Consider the following 18,308-nt stretch of genomic DNA (forward strand, 5'->3'; position numbering starts at 1 on the left):
TAACTCATTTTAAAATATAAATTTTTAATCTTCCCATCTTCCATCTTCCATCTTCCATCTTCCATCTTCCACCTTCCATCTTCCTTCATTTGACAACTTAATGTTTGGTCTAATCGGTCACTTAACCAGCTTAGAACACGCCCAATCAGTAGCTAACGAGCTGGGCTATCCAGAATATGCCGATCAAGGTCTCGATTTTTGGTGCAGCGCACCGCCTCAAATAGTTGATCAGATCACGGTAACAAGCATCACTGGACAAAAAATAGAAGGGCGCTATGTGGAGTCCTGTTTTCTGCCAGAAATGCTAGCCACTCGCCGGATTAAAGCAGCCACTCGCAAAATCCTTAATGCGATGGCACACGCTCAAAAAAACGGGATTAACATCACTGCTTTAGGCGGCTTTTCTTCGATCATTTTTGAGACTTTCAACTTGCAGCAAATTAAGCAAATTCGCAATCTCAAGTTGGAGTTTGAACGCTTCACCACTGGTAACACTCACACGGCTTACATCCTGTGTCGCCAAGTAGAAGAAGCAGCCCCTAAATTGGGGATTGAACTTTCAAAAGCCACTGTAGCCGTTTGTGGTGCTACTGGCGATATTGGCAGTGCTGTGTGTCGCTGGCTCAATGTTAAAACAAATGTAGCAGAATTGTTGCTCATTGCCCGCGACAAAGAACGATTACAAGATTTGCAATCGGAATTGGGCCGAGGCAAAATTATGGACTTGGAAGAAGCCCTCCCCCAAGCCGATATTGTAGTCTGGGTAGCCAGTATGCCAAAGGGAGTAGAAATTGACCCTAAGACATTGAAGCAACCATGTTTATTGATTGACGGTGGCTATCCGAAAAATCTGGCAACTCAGGTTCAGCATCCCGAAATTTACGTACTCAATGGCGGCATTGTGGAGCATTCCCTCGATATTGAGTGGAAAATTATGAAGATTGTCAATATGGATGTACCGGGCAGACAGTTGTTTGCCTGTTTTGCCGAATCAATGCTGCTGGAATTTGAAAAATTGTATACCAATTTTTCTTGGGGACGGAACCAAATTACTGTGGAGAAGATGGAGCAAATCGGTCTTATTTCTGTCAAACACGGTTTCCGACCTTTATTAATGTCAGTTTGATGTTGACAGTTGACAGTTGACAGTTGACAGTTGATTGTTGGCTGTTGGCTGTTGACTGTTCACTGTTGGGGGAATTCAGACGGAAGGGATGCGGATTAACCTATTATATTTAAAATTGAAAGGAAGCTCCAGCTCCTGGTTTTCCAGCGCGGTATGAAGCCAAGCAAAATTCATAATTCAAAACTTCCAAATTTCCCCTATTTTACAGCATACCCTGACACGGTAGGATCTCGAAAGAGTCGATCGACAAAACCTGACAAAACCTTATAGAAATTATCCGCGTGCCAAACCCAGACCGTAAACCCTTACTCTTAGATTTTGAAAAGCCCCTGGCCGAACTCGAAACCCGAATTCACCAGATTCGCGAACTCGCCGCAGAAAACAGCGTCGATGTCACCGACGAAATTCGCAAACTAGAAGCTCGCTCAGCCCAACTGCGACAAGAAATTTTCAGCAGCTTGTCCCCCATGCAGCGGCTGCAACTCGCCCGTCACCCGCGCCGCCCCAGCACCCTCGATTACATTCAGGCAATTAGCGACGAGTGGATCGAGCTTCACGGCGATCGGCGCGGCGGAGACGACCCGGCCCTCGTCGGCGGAATTGCCCGCATAGACGGGCGTCCCACAGTCATCATCGGCCATCAAAAAGGGCGCGACACAAAAGACAATATCGCCCGCAACTTCGGCATGGCTGCTCCCGGCGGCTACCGCAAAGCCCTGCGGTTGATGGAACACGCCGATCGCTTCGGAATGCCAATTTTCACATTTATCGACACTCCGGGGGCTTGGGCGGGCTTAGAAGCAGAACAGCTCGGACAGGGAGAGGCGATCGCCTGTAACCTCCGAGAAATGTTTCGCCTCGACGTTCCCATTATTTGCACCGTCATCGGCGAAGGCGGTTCCGGCGGCGCATTGGGTATCGGTGTCGGCGAGCGGCTGTTGATGCTGGAACATTCCGTCTACACCGTCGCCACCCCCGAAGCTTGCGCGGCCATTCTCTGGAAAGACTCTGGTAAAGCTAACTTGGCCGCAGAAGCTCTCAAAATCACTTCCTGGGATTTGAAAAACCTCGGCATTCTCGATCAAATAGTACCAGAGCCGATCGGCGGCGCTCACTCGAATCCCCTCAAAGCTGCGTCCATACTCAAACAAGCTTTGTTAGAAAACTTAGCAGAACTAACACAGCTTACCGGTCAGCAGCGACGCGAGCTGCGGTATCAAAAGTTTCGCCACATAGGTGTATTCACTGAAATTTCGGCTTGAGCCGATCGATTCAGAGTGATCAGTTATGAGTTAAAAATTCTTAACTTTAAACTCATAACTCACAGCTCATTATTCTGCGGATCTGTCAGCAGTGTTATAATTTCTCAGGTGACACCGGCTTAACAGTTCTTAATGTTCATCTCATAATTAACTGTTATCACCCGCAGCAGACAGTTGTCTAATTTGCCTCAGAAGGCTGCAACGCTGTAGGGAGTTGCCGAGCGAAAGTATTAGGACACTGAATGAACCATCCCACAACAAAGCAGGCTCTGATTACCGGAGCCAGCAGCGGTATTGGCAAAGCGACGGCTCTAGCGTTCGCCGCCGAGGGCATAAATCTGGCCTTAGTTAGCCGAGAGTCAGAAAACTTAGAAGCCGTTGCCGCAGCAGCCCGAGAAGTCGGAGTGAAAGCAGAAGCTTATCCCTTAGACTTGGCAAAAATTGAGCAAGTGCAAAGCAGCATCAGCGCGATCGCAGCTCAATTGGGTTCCGTAGATATCCTGGTCAACAGCGCTGGGATGGGCTACACCGGCTCCTTGACGGAAACGTCCCTAGCCGACTGGCAGAACGTTCTAGACCTCAATCTGACTAGCGTTTGGCAGTGCATTCTAGGAGTTTTGCCCTCCATGCGCGATCGCCGATCGGGAATCATCATCAACGTTTCCTCGATCGCCGGCAGCCAAACCTTCCCCAACTGGGGGGCCTATTGCGTCAGTAAATTCGGTCTCATGGCATTGTCTAAAACCTTAGCCGCCGAAGAACGGGTTCACGGAATTCGCGTAACAGCAATCTGTCCGGGTTCTGTCAATACTCCCATGTGGGACACAGACACCGTGGACGCCGACTTCGATCGCACCGCCATGTTAACCCCAGAAATCGTCGCCCAATCAATTCTGCACGCAGTTCAGTTGCCAGCAAGTGCAGTAATTGAAGAAATCACGCTCATGTCCAACGCAGGAGTTTTGTGAACTTGAGATTTTAGACTGCTGGATTTTTCTCGAATTCAACAATCTTTGAATCTCTAGCTATATCCCCCAATCAAAAATCGAAAATCGATTCACCCTCACACCAACTTGTTATGACAATTGCATCTTCCGCCGATTCCAATGGCTCGATTTCAATCTCGACTGACAGCATGAAACTGTTACAAACCGCAGAGAACAACTCCCCGCGCATCCCCACTCGACCCGATCGCAATTCCTCCCACGGCCAAGAATCCAGCGTGCCCATAGCTTCAGAAGTAGGCCTGGAAGAAATGATGGAGGCCGTTCGGACAATGCTGCTGGGAGTAGGAGAAGACCCCGAACGCGAAGGATTGCTCAAAACCCCAAAACGGGTAGCAGAAGCAATGCGGTTTCTCACCAGTGGTTACAGTCAATCCCTCGAAGAACTCCTCAACGGCGCTATCTTTGACGAAGGTCACAACGAAATGGTACTGGTGCGAGACATCAGCGTATTCAGTATGTGCGAACACCATATGCTGCCGTTTATGGGCCGAGTTCACATTGCTTACATTCCCAACCAAAAAGTAGTGGGATTGAGCAAATTAGCCCGAATTGCCGAGATGTACAGCCGCCGATTGCAGGTGCAAGAACGTTTGACGCGCCAAATTGCCGAAGCAGTTCAGACAATATTGGAACCGAAGGGAGTAGCTGTAGTCATGGAAGCCAGTCATATGTGCATGACGATGCGGGGTGTGCAAAAACCCGGTGCTTGGACGGTTACGAGTGCCATGTTGGGCGTGTTTCAAGAGGAACAGAAAACTCGCGAAGAATTCCTGAATTTGATCCGCCACCAACCGGCATTCTTTTAGTCAGTTGACAGTTGACAGTTGGCATTTGGCATTTGGCAGTTAACAGTAATTAGTAGGTTGGGTTGAGAGACGAACCTTCCGTTTCACGCCGCCCAACATAATCTATCAAGCAAGGCTAACGACAGCCAACAGTCAGCAGCCAACTGTCAACAGTCAATCGATTTTAGATTTTAGATTTTAGATTTTAGATTAAAGATTTGAGAATTGAAGCATTGACTTGCGCGAGATAAATACGTTCGGCAAGTTTCATCGGATACAGGTTTTTTATTTCTGGATCCTGAGTCTGCTTTCGGAATGAATCACGTGGCGGGTATCCTGGATGCTTTCGGTCAATAGCCAGAGTAAAGGCTGTGGAAGCAATTCCAAAATCTAAAATCTAAAATCTAAAATCTAAAATCGGATGACGATCGACTGATAAACCCATAAAATAGACGGGTGACTCATGACTTGTGACTATGAATCCTATCAAATTCGGTACAGATGGCTGGCGCGGCATCATTGCTGACGATTTTACCTTCGATCGCGTAGCGTTAGTCGCCCCCCTAGCGGCACAAGTTCTTGCACAAACCGGCGGCAGCGATGGCAGCAGCGGTACCGTAATTGTCGGTTACGACCGCCGATTTCTGGCTGAAGAATTTGCCTTCACAGCGGCTGTTGCCGTCCAAAACGCAGGATTTGACGTGCTGCTGAGCGAATCCTACGCCCCCACTCCAGCTTTCAGTTTAGCTGCCAAACAATTAAATGCTTTGGGTGCGATCGTCCTGACCGCCAGCCATAATCCCGGTGCATATTTAGGGTTAAAAGTCAAGGGCGGATTTGGCGGTTCAGTTTCCCCCGAAGTTACTCAACAGATAGAAGCAAAACTCGAAAATCCGGCGGCAATTTCAGCAACTCCCGGCAAATTGGATAATTTCAATCCTTGGCCAGCTTACTGCAAAACCTTGCGGGAAATGGTAGATATTGAGGCGATTAAAGAAGCGATCGCCAGCGGTAAAATTACAGTATTTGTAGATGTAATGCACGGTGCCGCCGCCGGAGGACTAGCTCAAATTTTAGAAGAAACAGTGCACGAAGTCAACAGCGATCGAGATCCGCTGTTTGGCGGCGGTGCACCGGAACCTTTGCCGCGCTACCTGTCGCAGTTATTTCGGGTGATGCGTACTCACCAGCGAAAAAGCTCTGGTTTGTCCATCGGATTTGTATTTGACGGAGATAGCGATCGAATTGCAGCCGTTGACTCTAGCGGCAACTTCCTCAGTTCACAAATCCTAGTTCCCATCTTAATCGAACATTTAGCAAAACGGCGCGGGTTGACCGGGGAAGTCATCAAAACAGTCAGCGGTTCAGACATAATTCCCAAAATTGCCAAGCTGTACGACTTGCAGTTATTTGAAACGCCGATCGGTTACAAGTATATAGCCGATCGAATGTTAACCACCCAAGTCTTAGTCGGCGGCGAAGAATCGGGAGGAATTGGCTACGGTACACACATCCCCGAACGAGATGCTTTACTGTCAGCGCTGTACTTATTAGAAGCCGTGGTCAAATCCGGGGAAGACTTAAGCGAAATTTACAGCCGACTGCAACAAGAAACAAGCTTTACCTCAGCTTATGACAGAATCGACTTACACCTAGCCAACATGGAAGAAAGGTCGCGTTTGCTGTCGCTGCTGCAAAATCAACCCTTAACAGAAATCGCCGGCAAAGCAGTTGTAGATTGCAACAAAGTTGACGGATATAAATTCCGTTTAGCCGACGGAAGTTGGCTGTTAATTCGGTTTAGCGGAACCGAACCCGTCTTGCGGCTGTATTCAGAAGCGGCGACATTGAAAGAAGTTATGCAAAACTTAAACTGGGCGAAAGCTTGGGCGCATAATTAATCGGATTTTTTAACCGCAGATAAACGCAGACAAACGCCGATAAATTGATATTAAATCTCTCTTTCTCCGTGTCCTCTGCGCCCTCTGCGGTTAAAAAAAGTATTGCCATAGCAATCCTCCCATCAATTGTGAACTCTTTCTCTTCCCTTCTCTTCTTCGCGTTCTTCGCGTCTTCGCGGTTCGTTAAAAAATCTTAGTCACAATGAAATACTATTGCTATATCAGGTAAATTTTAGGATAAAAGCAAATGGCTTACAGCGATTTCAGCCTTGCGAGAGTCAAAAAAGATTTTGGATTAACCTTAGATGAAACTTGCAATTTATTTGCAGACACAAAACCAGTTTCACCCTCAGAAATTTTAACAACAATCCTGATTGATTATGTACCGCTAGCAACTTTTATTTCCACAGAAAAAGCGCGGTCAGAATTTTTGATTGCCCCGATATTAGCAGAAGTTCGGCGATTGTTAAACAAACGAGTTTCTCTTTTTTCCGGTAAGGATTTTACTGTAGATCCAGAAAGAGGCTTGCAAGGATTTTGCGACTATATTATTAGCGGTTCTTCAGAACAATTGTTCATCAGTGCTCCGGTTATAACAATTTTTGAGGCAAAAAAGGAAGATATCATTGGCGGTTTGGGTCAATGCGTCGCCGCAATGGTAGCGGCCCAATGTTTCAATCACAACCAAGACACTGAGGTCGATCGCATTTACGGCGCGGTGACGACGGGTACTAACTGGAAATTCTTGATTTTGGAGGAAACTACTGTTTATATCGATCCGATTGAATACTATATTCAAGATGTTGATAAGATTTTGGGAATTTTGTTGCAACCATTTCCCCAATATGTTTGTTAATATGGAGCCGTAAGTTTTAAGAGAAATAATGACCGATCGCAAATTGCTAGTTGTAGCTACGGGCAATCCGGGTAAACTCAAGGAAATGCAAGTTTATCTTCAGGATTTGGGATGGGAATTGGAGATCAAACCGGAAGAGTTGGAAATCGAGGAAACAGGCGAAACTTTTATTGCTAATGCTTGCTTGAAGGCCTCTGAAGTGGCAAAAGCAACGGGCAAATGGTCGATCGGCGATGATTCTGGTTTAATGGTAGATGCACTCGACGGTCAACCTGGGATTTACTCGGCACGCTACGGGAAAACCGATGCTGACAGGATATCTCGACTTCTCAAAGAATTGGGAAGCGAACAAAACCGGGAAGCACAATTTGTTTGCGCGATCGCGATCGCCCGTCCCGACGGTACAATTGCCTTGCAAGTAGAAGGAATTTGCCGTGGCGAAATCCTGCACACTCCTGGCGGTACGGGAGGTTTCGGATATGACCCCATTTTCTACGTACCTGCACAGCAACAGACTTTTGCCGAAATGACACCGGATATCAAGCGATCGCACTCTCACCGCGGTCGAGCCTTCCAGGCTCTTTTACCACAAATGGCGAACCTTGTCAACCAATAATGAGAAAAAAGCTAAAAAATGGGGTTACTGTGGCATTGGATATTGACACTTAGGTCTCAAAATTAAACAGGAAAGAGGTTTTTCGTTGGCAATGACAGTTACCAATGCCCTGTTTGGCCTGTTTGGCCTGTTTGGCCTGTTTGGCCAATGCCCAATGCCCCAGTATCTTAGATTGCCTCCAAGTTCTTTTCCCCAGTCCGAATCCGAATAATTTGTTCTACAGGAGAGATGAAAATCTTGCCGTCGCCAATCTCGCCCGTGCGGGAAGCCGCGATAATTTTATCAACCACCATGTCAACCTGATCGTTTTCCACAACAATCTCCACCTTGAGCTTTTGCAAGAACTCAACGGTGTACTCAGAACCGCGATAGCGTTCTGTCATGCCCTTCTGACGGCCAAAACCTCTAACTTCAGAAACAGTCATCCCCACAATACCAGCATTGACGAGTGCGATTTTCACTTCGTCTAGTTTAAAGGGGCGAATAATAGCTTCAACCTTTTTCAAGTTTCTCACTCCTAACAGTTAGTACCTTCGTTATATTACTTAAGCGGCGTGACATCTTTTAATATCACGGCCAACAGCAAGTATTTTGTCAAGTATATTACCCTATCTTGTACTCGCGATGAAATGCACGCCAACCTTTAACAATATTCTCGGATTTGCCGGGGGCGCGGGTTCTCGGCTCCGGCCGATCGCGGTAGAGTTAAGAAGACTGCAGCAGCCGTCCCCCGCCGATCTGCTAAAACAGAAAAAGAACCTAGGAGACAGGAGTTTTCCGAGTTTCCGCTTTGCTATGTGAGATTTGCACGTATTGCTGAAAACTATAATTGCCAGAGGCGGTCAGTTAAACTATTCCTATGCACCCAGCTAGCCCTCCCCCTGACCGCAGCGGGCTTGATGCCCTACTGAGAAATCGCCCCTTCCTCGCCTTGTGGACGGGCCAGTTATTGGCCCAAGTGGCGGATAAAATCTTTTACGTATTGCTGATTATTCTGCTGAAAACAGGCGACTACCGACCCTGGCCTGTTTCTTGGCAACATTCGGAAAATTCTATGCTGTCAGCGGTGATGATTGCCTACACCGTGCCGGCGATCGTCTTTGGTTCCGCAGCCGGTATCGTCGTAGACCGCTTTTCCAAAAAGCAAATGCTGATTGCCTGCAACGTGATTCGAGCCGCGTTGATTGTAGCTTTGCCGTTTTTGCCCAAAGCTTTTGTCGTTTTGTTGACGATGACGTTCTTAATCTCTACCGTAACGCAATTTTTTGCTCCGGCAGAGCAGGCTGCAATCCCCCTGACCGTAGGGCGAGAGGGACTGATGTCGGCAAATGCGCTGTTCGCCTCGTCCACAATGGGCGGGATTATTGTCGGGATGACGATCGGCGAACCGCTGTTTAGTTGGGTTAAACACAGCTTCGGAGCAGCTTCTCAAGAGTTTTTGCTCGGCGGGTTGTACCTGATATCTGCAGGTTTGATCTATACCATGCGGATCAAAGAAAGTCATGCCGGCAGCAGTGGCAAAAACGTCCATCCTTGGCAAGACCTCAAAGAAGGTTTGCGGTATTTGAAACACAATCACCTTGTCAGCAACGCGATGGTGCAGTTGACAATTTTGTATTCCGTGTTTGCCGCGCTTCAGGTGCTGGCGATCGCGCTTTCAGGCAAAATAGGTCTCAAAGAAACTCAATTTGGCTTTTTGCTCGCTGCGGCGGGAGTCGGAATGGTCTTCGGCGCAGCCTTTTTGGGACACTGGGGTCATCGAATGCACCACAAACCTCTGCCTTTAATCGGTTTCTTGATGATGGGTTTTGTATTAGCAATGTTTGCCTTTACTCGACAGTTATGGGTGGGATTCGGATTGAGCGCTCTGTTCGGTTTTGGCGCTTCCTTAATTAACGGCCCGATGCAGGCTCTGATTCAAGAAAAAACTCCCGAATCTATGCGGGGCAAAGTCTTTGGATTTGAAAACAATGCGATTAATATTGCTCTGAGCCTGCCTTTAGCGATTACTGGCCCGCTGACTGATGCTGTCAGCCAAGCCGTCGGCTCGAATGACAAGGGCTTGCGGATCGTGTTGCTGAGTTTGGGCTTTTTGGTCTCGGTGATGGGCATGGCAGCTTGGAAACATACTCGCAAAGTCTTGCAGGATGTTCTCTGAATTTAGTCAACAGTCATCAGTCATCAGTTATTGGTCATCAGTCAACGATCTTTAGAGACTTCCCAAATGAAAGTTCAATCTGTTGAGCTAAAGTATTTCAAGAAATTTCGGACTCCTCCGGTATTTGATTTCACCGATCCAGAAACTGGGTTGGCACGAAATCTGATTGTTCTAATTGGCATGAACGGCTCTGGCAAAACAAGTCTTTTACAAGCGATCGCAGCAACATTAGGTACGGCTACCGGACGATTACAAAAAATCCCTGACTTAGAATGGGCAGGATTTAACTATGAATTGCTAGGAAACAACTGGGGAAAATTTCAACCTGAAGTCACTTTACAGGTACAGTTTTCCTCCCAAGAACTTCAAGCAGTTGCAGAGTTTTACCAAAAATTACAAGGGATGGGACACAATTTAAGAGTTCCTCCGGCACAAAAACATAGTGTGAAACTCAGATGGCGATCGCCATCTGAGCTAGTCGTAGCGGATACGGCTGCTGTATTATTTCAATTTAAAGGACGAGAATACGCTAAACGACTGCTTCGTTCTGAAGGCTTTCAGGCGTTTCAGCGAGTTGGCAGCGTTCTTTGGTACACCGAGCAAAGAACTGCAACCAGCCTAACGACAGAAGATCCCGAAAGCCGACAAGAAATTACTGAGGATATTTTGCGCGATCGGCTATCAAAATGGCGGCAGTTTCATCAAGATGTCGAAACAGGTAGAATTCAGCAACTGCGACCGGGACAAAAAGACTTGTATGCTGAAATTGAACGAGCTTACAAAGCAGTTTTTCCCGAACGCAGCTTTGAAGGCCCCGTCCCGCGCGAGAATATAGATGATATCCTGAGCGAACCTTGGTTTTATCTTTACGACGGCAGAAATCAGTATGAAATTTCTGAGATGTCTGGAGGCGAACGAGCTGTCTTTCCCATCCTCATGGATTTTGCCAATTGGAACATTCATAATTCGCTCATCTTGATTGATGAAATTGAATTGCACCTCCACCCACCAATGCAGCAGGCATTCCTTAGATCCTTGACTAAGCTAGGCAATAATAATCAGTTTATAATTACAACCCACTCTGATTATGTGGAGCAATTAGTGCCTGAAGCACACATTATCAGGCTAGAGGTGTAATTGTGAGTGTTGTCAGTAGCAAAATTATTTTCTGCGAAGGAAAGCAAAGAAGTTTGGATACCCAACTGCTGCAGCGGGTTTTAGAAACACTACCAGCAGAGCGGCCTACAATTGTCCCCTGTGGCAGTAAATTTAGCTTTTCTTTATTTGCACAGGGTTATTTTTCCCGTCAAGAAATTGGCAGTCCAAAATATCTCGTTTTCCGAGATCGAGACTTCGATGCCAAGCCTTCAGAAGAGGTAGGACTGATTCAATTAGGCAGTCAATCCGTTTGGTTAACGCATCGAGCTTGCATTGAGAACTATTTCCTAGATCCTGACTTGATTCATGATTATTGGCGAGAAAAATATATCGAGAAACAGAACTATCCCAATACAAAATGGGCACATAAAGACTCTCCAGGTATCGATAGGATTGCACAATGGATTGAAAATGCTGCAAAGAGCTTGCAAGACTACCAAGCTGTACGCTGGGCTTTAGGCGAGCTGTTGGTCTCAAGTTCAACGAGAACGCAGATCAAGACAACTTGGACTGATGGTAGCGGTCAGCTTCCCCCGTCTTTAGCGCTAGTAGATTGTCGAACTGAAGCTATAGGACTAATTAACCAATTTAGACAAGCTGTCGAAACAGTTACACTAGATGGATTTGAAGCAAGCCTAGCTAGTTATCACCAGCAATTTAGTCAATCAGAATTTTGGTCGCAGAAACAGTATGTAATCTGGTTTCACGGGAAAGATATTCAAAAACAAATGCAAAAGCAAGAATCTCAATATATCTCTCTAAAAAATTTTTTTAATTGGGCTGCCAATAAATTGGACATCGATCGACATCTCGATCTCAGGGAGTTACGAAGTAAGATTGAGCAGCTATAACTGTCGATGTGACTGTTGAGGATGCGGAATGCGGGTTAGATGCGTGACGGTAGCGTATTTCCAGCTCAGCCCTATGGGGTTCTCCCGCGATCGGAATCTCCCCTGTCCCCCTCTCGGGTTCTAAAACTTCCATGCCCCTAGCCGATGTCTTATTCTCAAGTGTTGAGAAAAATATCAACACTGCAACTTTTAAAGCTTCAATATTGAGAAAGAAGTAAAATGAAAGCATTAATCGTAAATTATAATTAGTTTAAGGAAGGAAATTCTGTGCAACTAAAAACTAAAGTGACCATCAGACGTGCAACTGGTGGATTTGCTCTGATTGACAGCTTGATCCGCCACGGCGTCAAGCATATTTTTGGTTATCCCGGCGGTGCAATTCTGCCGCTTTACGACGAACTCTACCGCGCCGAAGAAACTGGCGCAATCAAACATATTCTGGTGCGCCACGAACAAGGCGCTGCTCACGCGGCTGACGGATACGCCCGCGCTACTGGCAAAGTTGGGGTTTGTTTTGCTACTTCTGGCCCTGGTGCAACTAATTTGGTAACGGGGATTGCGACGGCCCACATGGATTCGATCCCGATGGTAATTATCACCGGTCAGGTGCCCCGTCCGGCGATCGGCACTGATGCGTTTCAGGAAACAGATATTTACGGGATTACCCTGCCAATAGTCAAGCATTCTTATGTAGTTCGCGACCCCAGAGATATGGCGCGAATTGTGGCAGAAGCTTTCCACATCGCGAGTACAGGGCGGCCGGGGCCGGTGTTGATTGACGTGCCCAAGGATGTGGGTTTAGAAGAATTTGACTATCTGCCCGTGGAACCCGGATCGGTGAGAATTCCGGGCTACAGGCCCACGGTGAAGGGAAATCCCCGGCAAATTAATCAAGCAATCCATTTGCTGCAGGAAGCAAAGCGTCCTTTGCTTTATGTGGGTGGCGGGGCGATCGCGGCGGGGGCCCACGAAGAAATTAAGGAACTGGCCGAACTTTTCCAATTGCCGGTCACGACAACGCTGATGGGCAAAGGTGCCTTTGACGAAAACCATCCTTTGTCGGTGAAAATGCTGGGGATGCACGGCACTGCTTACGCTAATTTTGCCGTTACCGAGTGCGATTTGCTAATTGCTGTCGGGGCGAGGTTTGACGATCGCGTGACGGGCAAATTAGACGAGTTTGCCGCGCGCGCTAAGGTGATTCACATCGATATCGACCCGGCGGAAGTAGGCAAAAATCGCGGCCCTGACGTGCCGATTGTCGGAGATGTCCGCCAAGTTTTGATCGATTTGCTGCGCCGCTGTCGGGAAACTGGAGTTTCGGGGAAAACCGGACAGACTGCGGAATGGCTGCACAGGATCGATCGCTGGAAACAGGACTATCCGTTAGTTGTGCCTCATTACCCAGACATTTTGTCTCCGCAAGAGGTGATTTCGGAGTTGGCTACTCAAGCGCCGGATGCTTACTACACAACAGATGTCGGTCAACATCAAATGTGGTCGGCTCAATTCTTGAACAACGGGCCGCGCCGCTGGATTTCGAGCGCTGGTTTGGGCACGATGGGTTTCGGGCTGCCGGCTGCGATGGGCGCGAAAATGGCGCTACCCGATGAGCAAGTGATTTGTATTGCTGGGGATGCTAGCATCCAAATGAATATTCAAGAGCTGGGAACATTAGCACAATACGGCATTAATGTCAAGGTTGTTATTGTAAATAATGGCTGGCAAGGCATGGTGCGACAGTGGCAGCAGGCGTTCTACGGGGAGCGTTATTCCTCGTCGAATATGACCGTGGGGATGCCGGATTTTGTGATGCTGGCTGAAGCTTATGGCGTGAAGGGGATGCTGGTTTCGCAACCGGAGGAACTCAAAGATGCGATCGCTCAAATGCTCGCTCACGACGGCCCGGTGCTGATGAACGTCAAGGTGACGAGGGATGAAAACTGTTATCCGATGGTAGTTCCAGGTAAGAGCAACGCTCAAATGGTTGGTTTGCCCGAACGTAGCAAGTTGCAATCTGCGGAGTTGATTTATTGTCCGAGTTGCGGCGCGAAGAATGTTTCCAGCAATAAGTTTTGTCCTGAGTGCGGGACAAAAGTTTAACGAGTTTTGAGTGGGGACTTAGGCAGTGCCTATTAGTCTCAACTTAAGGTCAAACGTAGTCATGGACTGCTGTTTATCGTCGAGGCTAGATCCCCCCTAGCCCCCCTTAAGAAGGGGGGGACAAGAGTCCGATCAAAGTCCCCCTTCTTAAGGGGGATTTAGGGGGATCTGGCCTCGGATAAAAGCGAGAGATACAAGCGATCTCAAAGTCCCCCTTCTTAAGGGGGATTTAGGGGGATCTGGCCTCGGATAAAAGCGAGAGATACAAAGGTTTCAGACTTAAGTTGACACGATGAAAGGCAATGGGATGTCCTTACCAGGCTCTGCTTTTTCACATTTAACACCATCTCCGCTGGCATCGCATCGAGAGCTTTAATGTGTAATCTCTAAGCATATTTTATGAGCCAGTGTCTAAACCCTGATTGCCTATTCCAAAACCCGTCTGGCTATACAAAATTCTGTCAAAAATGTGGGAATAAACTGCTATTGGGCGATCGCTACGGAGCCCAAAAAATTATTGGACAAGGGGGATTTGGGCGCACTTTTCTAGCTATTGACGAGTATAAACCCTCAAAACCTCCCTGCGTTATTAAACAATTCTACCCCCAATTTCAAGACCCTTCTAGTATCCAGAAAGCTGCTGAGTTATTTGAGCTTGAAGCAGTACGCCTAGAACAGTTGGGTAAACATTCTCAAATTCCCGAATTATTAGCATATTTTAGTCAAGATGGACGGCAGTATTTAGTCCAAGAATTCATCGACGGTGAAAATTTAGCCGAAGCACGAGAATCTAAAGGATATTTTAGCGAAACGCAGATTCGCGACTTGCTTAATAATTTATTGCCAGTATTTGAGTTCATTCATTCCCGCCAAGTAATTCACCGAGATATCAAGCCAGAAAATATTATTCTTAGGCAAGATGGGCAACTGGTTTTAGTTGACTTTGGAGCCGCGAAATATGCGACACAAAGTGTTTTATCTGTAACGGGAACGGTAATAGGAACTTCTGGTTATACATCGCCGGAACAAGCAGCGGGCAAAGCCATTTATGCGAGTGATATTTATAGTTTAGGTGTCACTTGTCTGAATTTATTAACTCAGGTTGAGCCAATGGAGTTATTCGATACAAGTGAAATGGAGTGGGTGTGGCAAAAACAATTGAAAAACTCGATTAGTTCGGAACTCAGTCAGATTTTAGATAAAATGGTACAACCTGCCAGTAAAAAACGCTATCAATCTGCTACCGAAGTTTTACAAGCTATTGGCGATCGATCTCCTCAATTACCCCCTAAAACACCATTTCAACCACCACCTGAAACACCTCTACCGCCACCAGATTCGCTTAAATCAGCGCGGGGTGTTGACTATACTCGCCTGCAGGATTTATTGGCGGCCCAGAAGTGGAAAGAGGCGGATGGGGAAACAAAAAATGTGATGCTGAAAGCTGCTGGACGGGAGAATAAAGGTTGGTTAGATGTGAAGTCTATCGAGAATTTTCCTTGCGATGATTTGCGGACGATCGACCATTTGTGGGTAAAATACAGTCAGGGTTGTTTTGGCTTTAGCGTTCAGAAAGAAATCTGGTTAGAAGTGGGCGGTAAAGTTGATTTGGAGACTGAAAAAAAGCTGGGCGATCGTGTCGGTTGGCGAAAAGGAGGCATATGGTTGAACTACGATGACCTGACCTTTAATAAGCAAGTACCAGTGGGCCACCTGCCGGGGGTGGTTCGTCGGCGTTCTGGGAAGCTTTGGACGGTGGCGGGGATTTCTTCTCTCGCATCGAGAGTTGTAAGCTGTAATCTCTAACGATTTCAGCCCCTTGTCAAGTTTTTTTATCGAACCTTTTTTTACGAATTTATCGGCTTTTCGTCATTTCTTTACCTGCTACGCCGGTGAGTTTTACAAAAATAGGACTTACCCACTAAAGCCAAAGAAACCGGGTTTTTTACCTAATTTGTTGGTGACAACGAAAGATTTTCGTCCATCAAACCCGGTTTCTGACCACCCGTGGGTATCAACTAATGCGTTATGCCATTGTGATTGAAAAAACACCGAATAACTATTCAGCTTACGCGCCCGATTTACCCGGATGTGCAGCCACAGGCGCAACCCTTGCGGAAGTACAGCAGCAAATTAAAGAAGCGATCGAATTTCACTTAGAAGGATTGCGAGAGGAAGGTTTACCGATTTCCGAACCAACTACGCTTTGTGAATATGTCGAAGCACGATAATCTCAGAAACCCGGTTTCTTGCTGACACACCCTACAACAACTGTCAACTGCTATAAATGAATCTTTATTTGGGAATAGATTTCGGCACGACTGGCGCCCGATCGACTGTCATAGACTCCCAGGGTACAATACATTGTGAGACTGAATATACTTTTGCCAACAACGGGCAACAACAGCCTGAATTGCCCTCGGTGTGGCAAAATGCGCTGTGGGATTCGATCGAGCAAATTCCCCCAACAATCCGCAATCAGGTAAGGGCGATCGCCCTTGACGGCACATCTTCCACTGTCATGCTGTGCGATACCAACGGTATACCCGTATGCGAGCCGATTTTATACAATGATGCGCGCGGTGCAGCGGTGACAGAGAGGTTGCGGGCGATCGCGCCGGATAACCACACAGTATTGAGCGCTACATCCAGTCTGGCCAAACTCCTGTGGTGGCAGGAGGGCGGGCACGGCTGGTGGCAGGAGGGCGGGCACGGCTGGTGGCAGGAGGGCGGGCACGGGGGCACCGCCCCTACGGTTTTCCTGCATCAAGCTGACTGGCTGGCCTTTCTGCTGCACGGGAAATTAGGCATTAGCGACTATCACAATGCTTTGAAACTCGGTTTCGATGTTGATACTTTGTGCTATCCGAATTGGCTGATAGAGGGAATTGCGGGCGCTGCAACTCCTGAATTGCCACAAGTTGTCGCACCGGGCACGCCTGTGGGGGAAGTGAGAGCTCAAGTGCGCGATCGCTTTGGTTTTCCCCGCGATTGTATGATTTGTGCTGGTACAACCGATAGCATTGCAGCATTTTTAGCAAGCGGTGTCAATTTACCAGGGGAAGCAGTAACTTCTCTCGGTTCTACACTAGCAGTCAAACTGTTAAGTCATACCCGCGTAGATGATTCTAGATACGGGATTTACAGTCATCGTTTCCCCCCCTTTTGTAGGGGCGGTGCCCCCGTGCCCGCCCTGGCAGGCGATTTGTGGTTGGTTGGAGGTGCTTCTAATACCGGAGGTGCAGTGCTGCGGCATTTTTTTACTGATGTTGAGTTGGACAATTATAGCACACAAATTGATCCAGAACAAGAGAGTTTGCTGGATTATTACCCATTGTTGAAAAAGGGCGATCGCTTTCCGATTAATGACCCGAATTTGCCGCCCCGACTCGAACCGCGTCCCACTGATTCAGTGGAATTTCTGCACGGTTTGCTAGAAAGCATAGCGCGGATTGAAGCGCGGGGATATCAATTATTGCAAGAATTGGGTGCAACTCCTTTGACAAAAGTTTATACTGCTGGCGGCGGTGCAAAAAATGCGGTTTGGACTGCGATTAGAAAGCGTTATTTAAAAGTGCCTGTAGTAACGCCAATTCATACTGCGGCTGCTTATGGAAGTGCGTTATTGGCGAAGCATGGAATGCAAATTTAAAGGTAGTAAATTTGGACTGATATCGCTATCGATTCAAACTAAAATGATAGGAAGCAAACATTCTAATATATTGTGTTAAGTTGTTATCCCTAAAAATTAAGGACAATGGCAAAGCTACCTGATGACATCCTGAACACAATTTTCACATTGCAGCGGCGGCTAGTGGAACTCCTCAACGAGACAACCGCTACAGAATACATTTTAATGCAGCAGTTTGGCGAGACAGAAGCGACACTCCCCGAACTAGAATCCCTGGATAATGTTAAGGAAAGGTTGAGAAACCCTTACAATCGTTTGTACAGGCTTTTGCAGCAGGTAGCAGAATCTCAACCCGCTGCGACTGCGGATACGTTAAACTTTCTGTATAGAACGATAGAACAAACAGAGGCGGCTGTCGATGCCTCAGAAGCAACTATCCGAGAAATCAAAATGGATTGGAATTTGCCATGAATCAACAACCTAGAATCCCCGACGCTGAAACCAGAAAGCGACACGTTGAAAAGATGCGTGAAGTCTGCCAACAGCTTGACGCTTTGACTCTAAACCTGGATGAATTAATCGCCATATTTGAAGCTGACAACCGCCGCCAGCGTCGAGAACGTTTGGCGGGTAAATACAGGCGTGTGGAATCTCAGGTAGTCGAATAAGATATGAGATGTTGCATCATTGTTAATAAGTCTTTTATGAACAGGCTTTTCGGCCTGTTCCACAAAGAGTGAATTTTCTTGTGGAACAGGCATTTTGCGATGTTGCATTATTGTTAATAAGTCTTTTATGAACAGGCTTTTCGGCCTGTTCCACAAAGAGTGAATTTTCTTGTGGAACAGGCATTT

17 protein-coding genes are annotated in these 18,308 nt (G+C 47.1%); 16 read left to right on the top strand and 1 reads right to left on the bottom strand.

Annotated elements, in window-relative coordinates; all coding sequences use genetic code 11:
• Positions 1-100: 100 nt before the first annotated feature.
• The 7 genes from QT990_RS08420 (at position 101) to rdgB (ending at position 7,553) form a co-directional block, all read left to right on the top strand.
• A complete protein-coding gene (locus QT990_RS08420; RefSeq protein WP_333138722.1) occupies positions 101-1,126 on the top strand; it encodes a long-chain acyl-[acyl-carrier-protein] reductase in 1,026 nt (341 codons plus the stop codon).
• 281 nt (positions 1,127-1,407) lie between these two features.
• Positions 1,408-2,388 carry an acetyl-CoA carboxylase carboxyl transferase subunit alpha gene (gene accA, locus QT990_RS08425; protein ID WP_333138720.1) on the top strand — a complete coding sequence of 327 codons (981 nt, stop codon included), beginning with the start codon at positions 1,408-1,410 and terminating at the stop codon, positions 2,386-2,388.
• Positions 2,389-2,630: 242 nt separating this feature from the next.
• Positions 2,631-3,356 (top strand): SDR family oxidoreductase, encoded by a 726-nt coding sequence (locus QT990_RS08430; RefSeq protein ID WP_333138718.1) that lies wholly within the window; start codon positions 2,631-2,633, stop codon positions 3,354-3,356.
• 110 nt (positions 3,357-3,466) lie between these two features.
• The gene (gene folE / locus QT990_RS08435; RefSeq protein WP_333138715.1) at positions 3,467-4,201 is read left to right on the top strand and encodes a GTP cyclohydrolase I FolE; all 735 of its coding nucleotides are present in this window, start codon (positions 3,467-3,469) and stop codon (positions 4,199-4,201) included.
• Positions 4,202-4,656: 455 nt separating this feature from the next.
• Positions 4,657-6,081 (top strand): phosphoglucomutase/phosphomannomutase family protein, encoded by a 1,425-nt coding sequence (locus tag QT990_RS08440; protein WP_333308101.1) that lies wholly within the window; start codon positions 4,657-4,659, stop codon positions 6,079-6,081.
• Positions 6,082-6,328: 247 nt separating this feature from the next.
• On the top strand, positions 6,329-6,937 hold the full coding sequence (locus tag QT990_RS08445; RefSeq protein WP_333308099.1) for a hypothetical protein: 609 nt from the start codon (positions 6,329-6,331) through the stop codon (positions 6,935-6,937).
• Between the two features lie 28 nt (positions 6,938-6,965).
• Positions 6,966-7,553 (top strand): RdgB/HAM1 family non-canonical purine NTP pyrophosphatase, encoded by a 588-nt coding sequence (gene rdgB / locus QT990_RS08450; protein ID WP_333465123.1) that lies wholly within the window; start codon positions 6,966-6,968, stop codon positions 7,551-7,553.
• 167 nt (positions 7,554-7,720) lie between these two features.
• Here rdgB and QT990_RS08455 read toward each other — a convergent pair whose 3' ends face one another.
• On the bottom strand, positions 7,721-8,059 hold the full coding sequence (locus QT990_RS08455) for a P-II family nitrogen regulator (protein WP_006633346.1): 339 nt from the start codon (positions 8,057-8,059) through the stop codon (positions 7,721-7,723).
• Positions 8,060-8,412: 353 nt separating this feature from the next.
• On the opposite strand from QT990_RS08455, the gene QT990_RS08460 reads away from it, so the two are divergent.
• The 9 genes from QT990_RS08460 (at position 8,413) to QT990_RS08500 (ending at position 18,122) form a co-directional block, all read left to right on the top strand.
• Positions 8,413-9,711: an MFS transporter gene (locus QT990_RS08460; protein ID WP_333465124.1), complete on the top strand. Its 1,299-nt coding sequence runs from the start codon at positions 8,413-8,415 to the stop codon at positions 9,709-9,711.
• A gap of 66 nt (positions 9,712-9,777) precedes the next feature.
• Entirely contained in the window at positions 9,778-10,848 is a 1,071-nt protein-coding gene (locus tag QT990_RS08465; protein WP_333138705.1) for an ATP-binding protein, read from the top strand.
• Positions 10,849-10,850: 2 nt separating this feature from the next.
• Positions 10,851-11,720 (top strand): hypothetical protein, encoded by an 870-nt coding sequence (locus QT990_RS08470; protein WP_333465125.1) that lies wholly within the window; start codon positions 10,851-10,853, stop codon positions 11,718-11,720.
• 267 nt (positions 11,721-11,987) lie between these two features.
• The gene (ilvB, locus tag QT990_RS08475) at positions 11,988-13,823 is read left to right on the top strand and encodes a biosynthetic-type acetolactate synthase large subunit (RefSeq protein WP_333465126.1); all 1,836 of its coding nucleotides are present in this window, start codon (positions 11,988-11,990) and stop codon (positions 13,821-13,823) included.
• Positions 13,824-14,222: 399 nt separating this feature from the next.
• A complete protein-coding gene (locus QT990_RS08480) occupies positions 14,223-15,629 on the top strand; it encodes a serine/threonine-protein kinase (RefSeq protein ID WP_333138699.1) in 1,407 nt (468 codons plus the stop codon).
• Between the two features lie 215 nt (positions 15,630-15,844).
• Positions 15,845-16,054: a type II toxin-antitoxin system HicB family antitoxin gene (locus QT990_RS08485; RefSeq protein ID WP_333138697.1), complete on the top strand. Its 210-nt coding sequence runs from the start codon at positions 15,845-15,847 to the stop codon at positions 16,052-16,054.
• A gap of 56 nt (positions 16,055-16,110) precedes the next feature.
• Complete coding sequence (locus QT990_RS08490) at positions 16,111-17,475, top strand: FGGY-family carbohydrate kinase (RefSeq protein WP_333308091.1); 1,365 nt, start codon at positions 16,111-16,113, stop codon at positions 17,473-17,475.
• Between the two features lie 105 nt (positions 17,476-17,580).
• Entirely contained in the window at positions 17,581-17,925 is a 345-nt protein-coding gene (locus QT990_RS08495) for a hypothetical protein (protein WP_333138694.1), read from the top strand.
• A complete protein-coding gene (locus QT990_RS08500; RefSeq protein WP_015174854.1) occupies positions 17,922-18,122 on the top strand; it encodes a hypothetical protein in 201 nt (66 codons plus the stop codon). Before QT990_RS08495 ends, QT990_RS08500 begins: the two co-directional genes overlap by 4 nt.
• Positions 18,123-18,308 lie beyond the last annotated feature (186 nt).

It is taken from the genome of Microcoleus sp. T3_B1 (assembly GCF_036700445.1).
Classification (GTDB): domain Bacteria; phylum Cyanobacteriota; class Cyanobacteriia; order Cyanobacteriales; family Microcoleaceae; genus Microcoleus.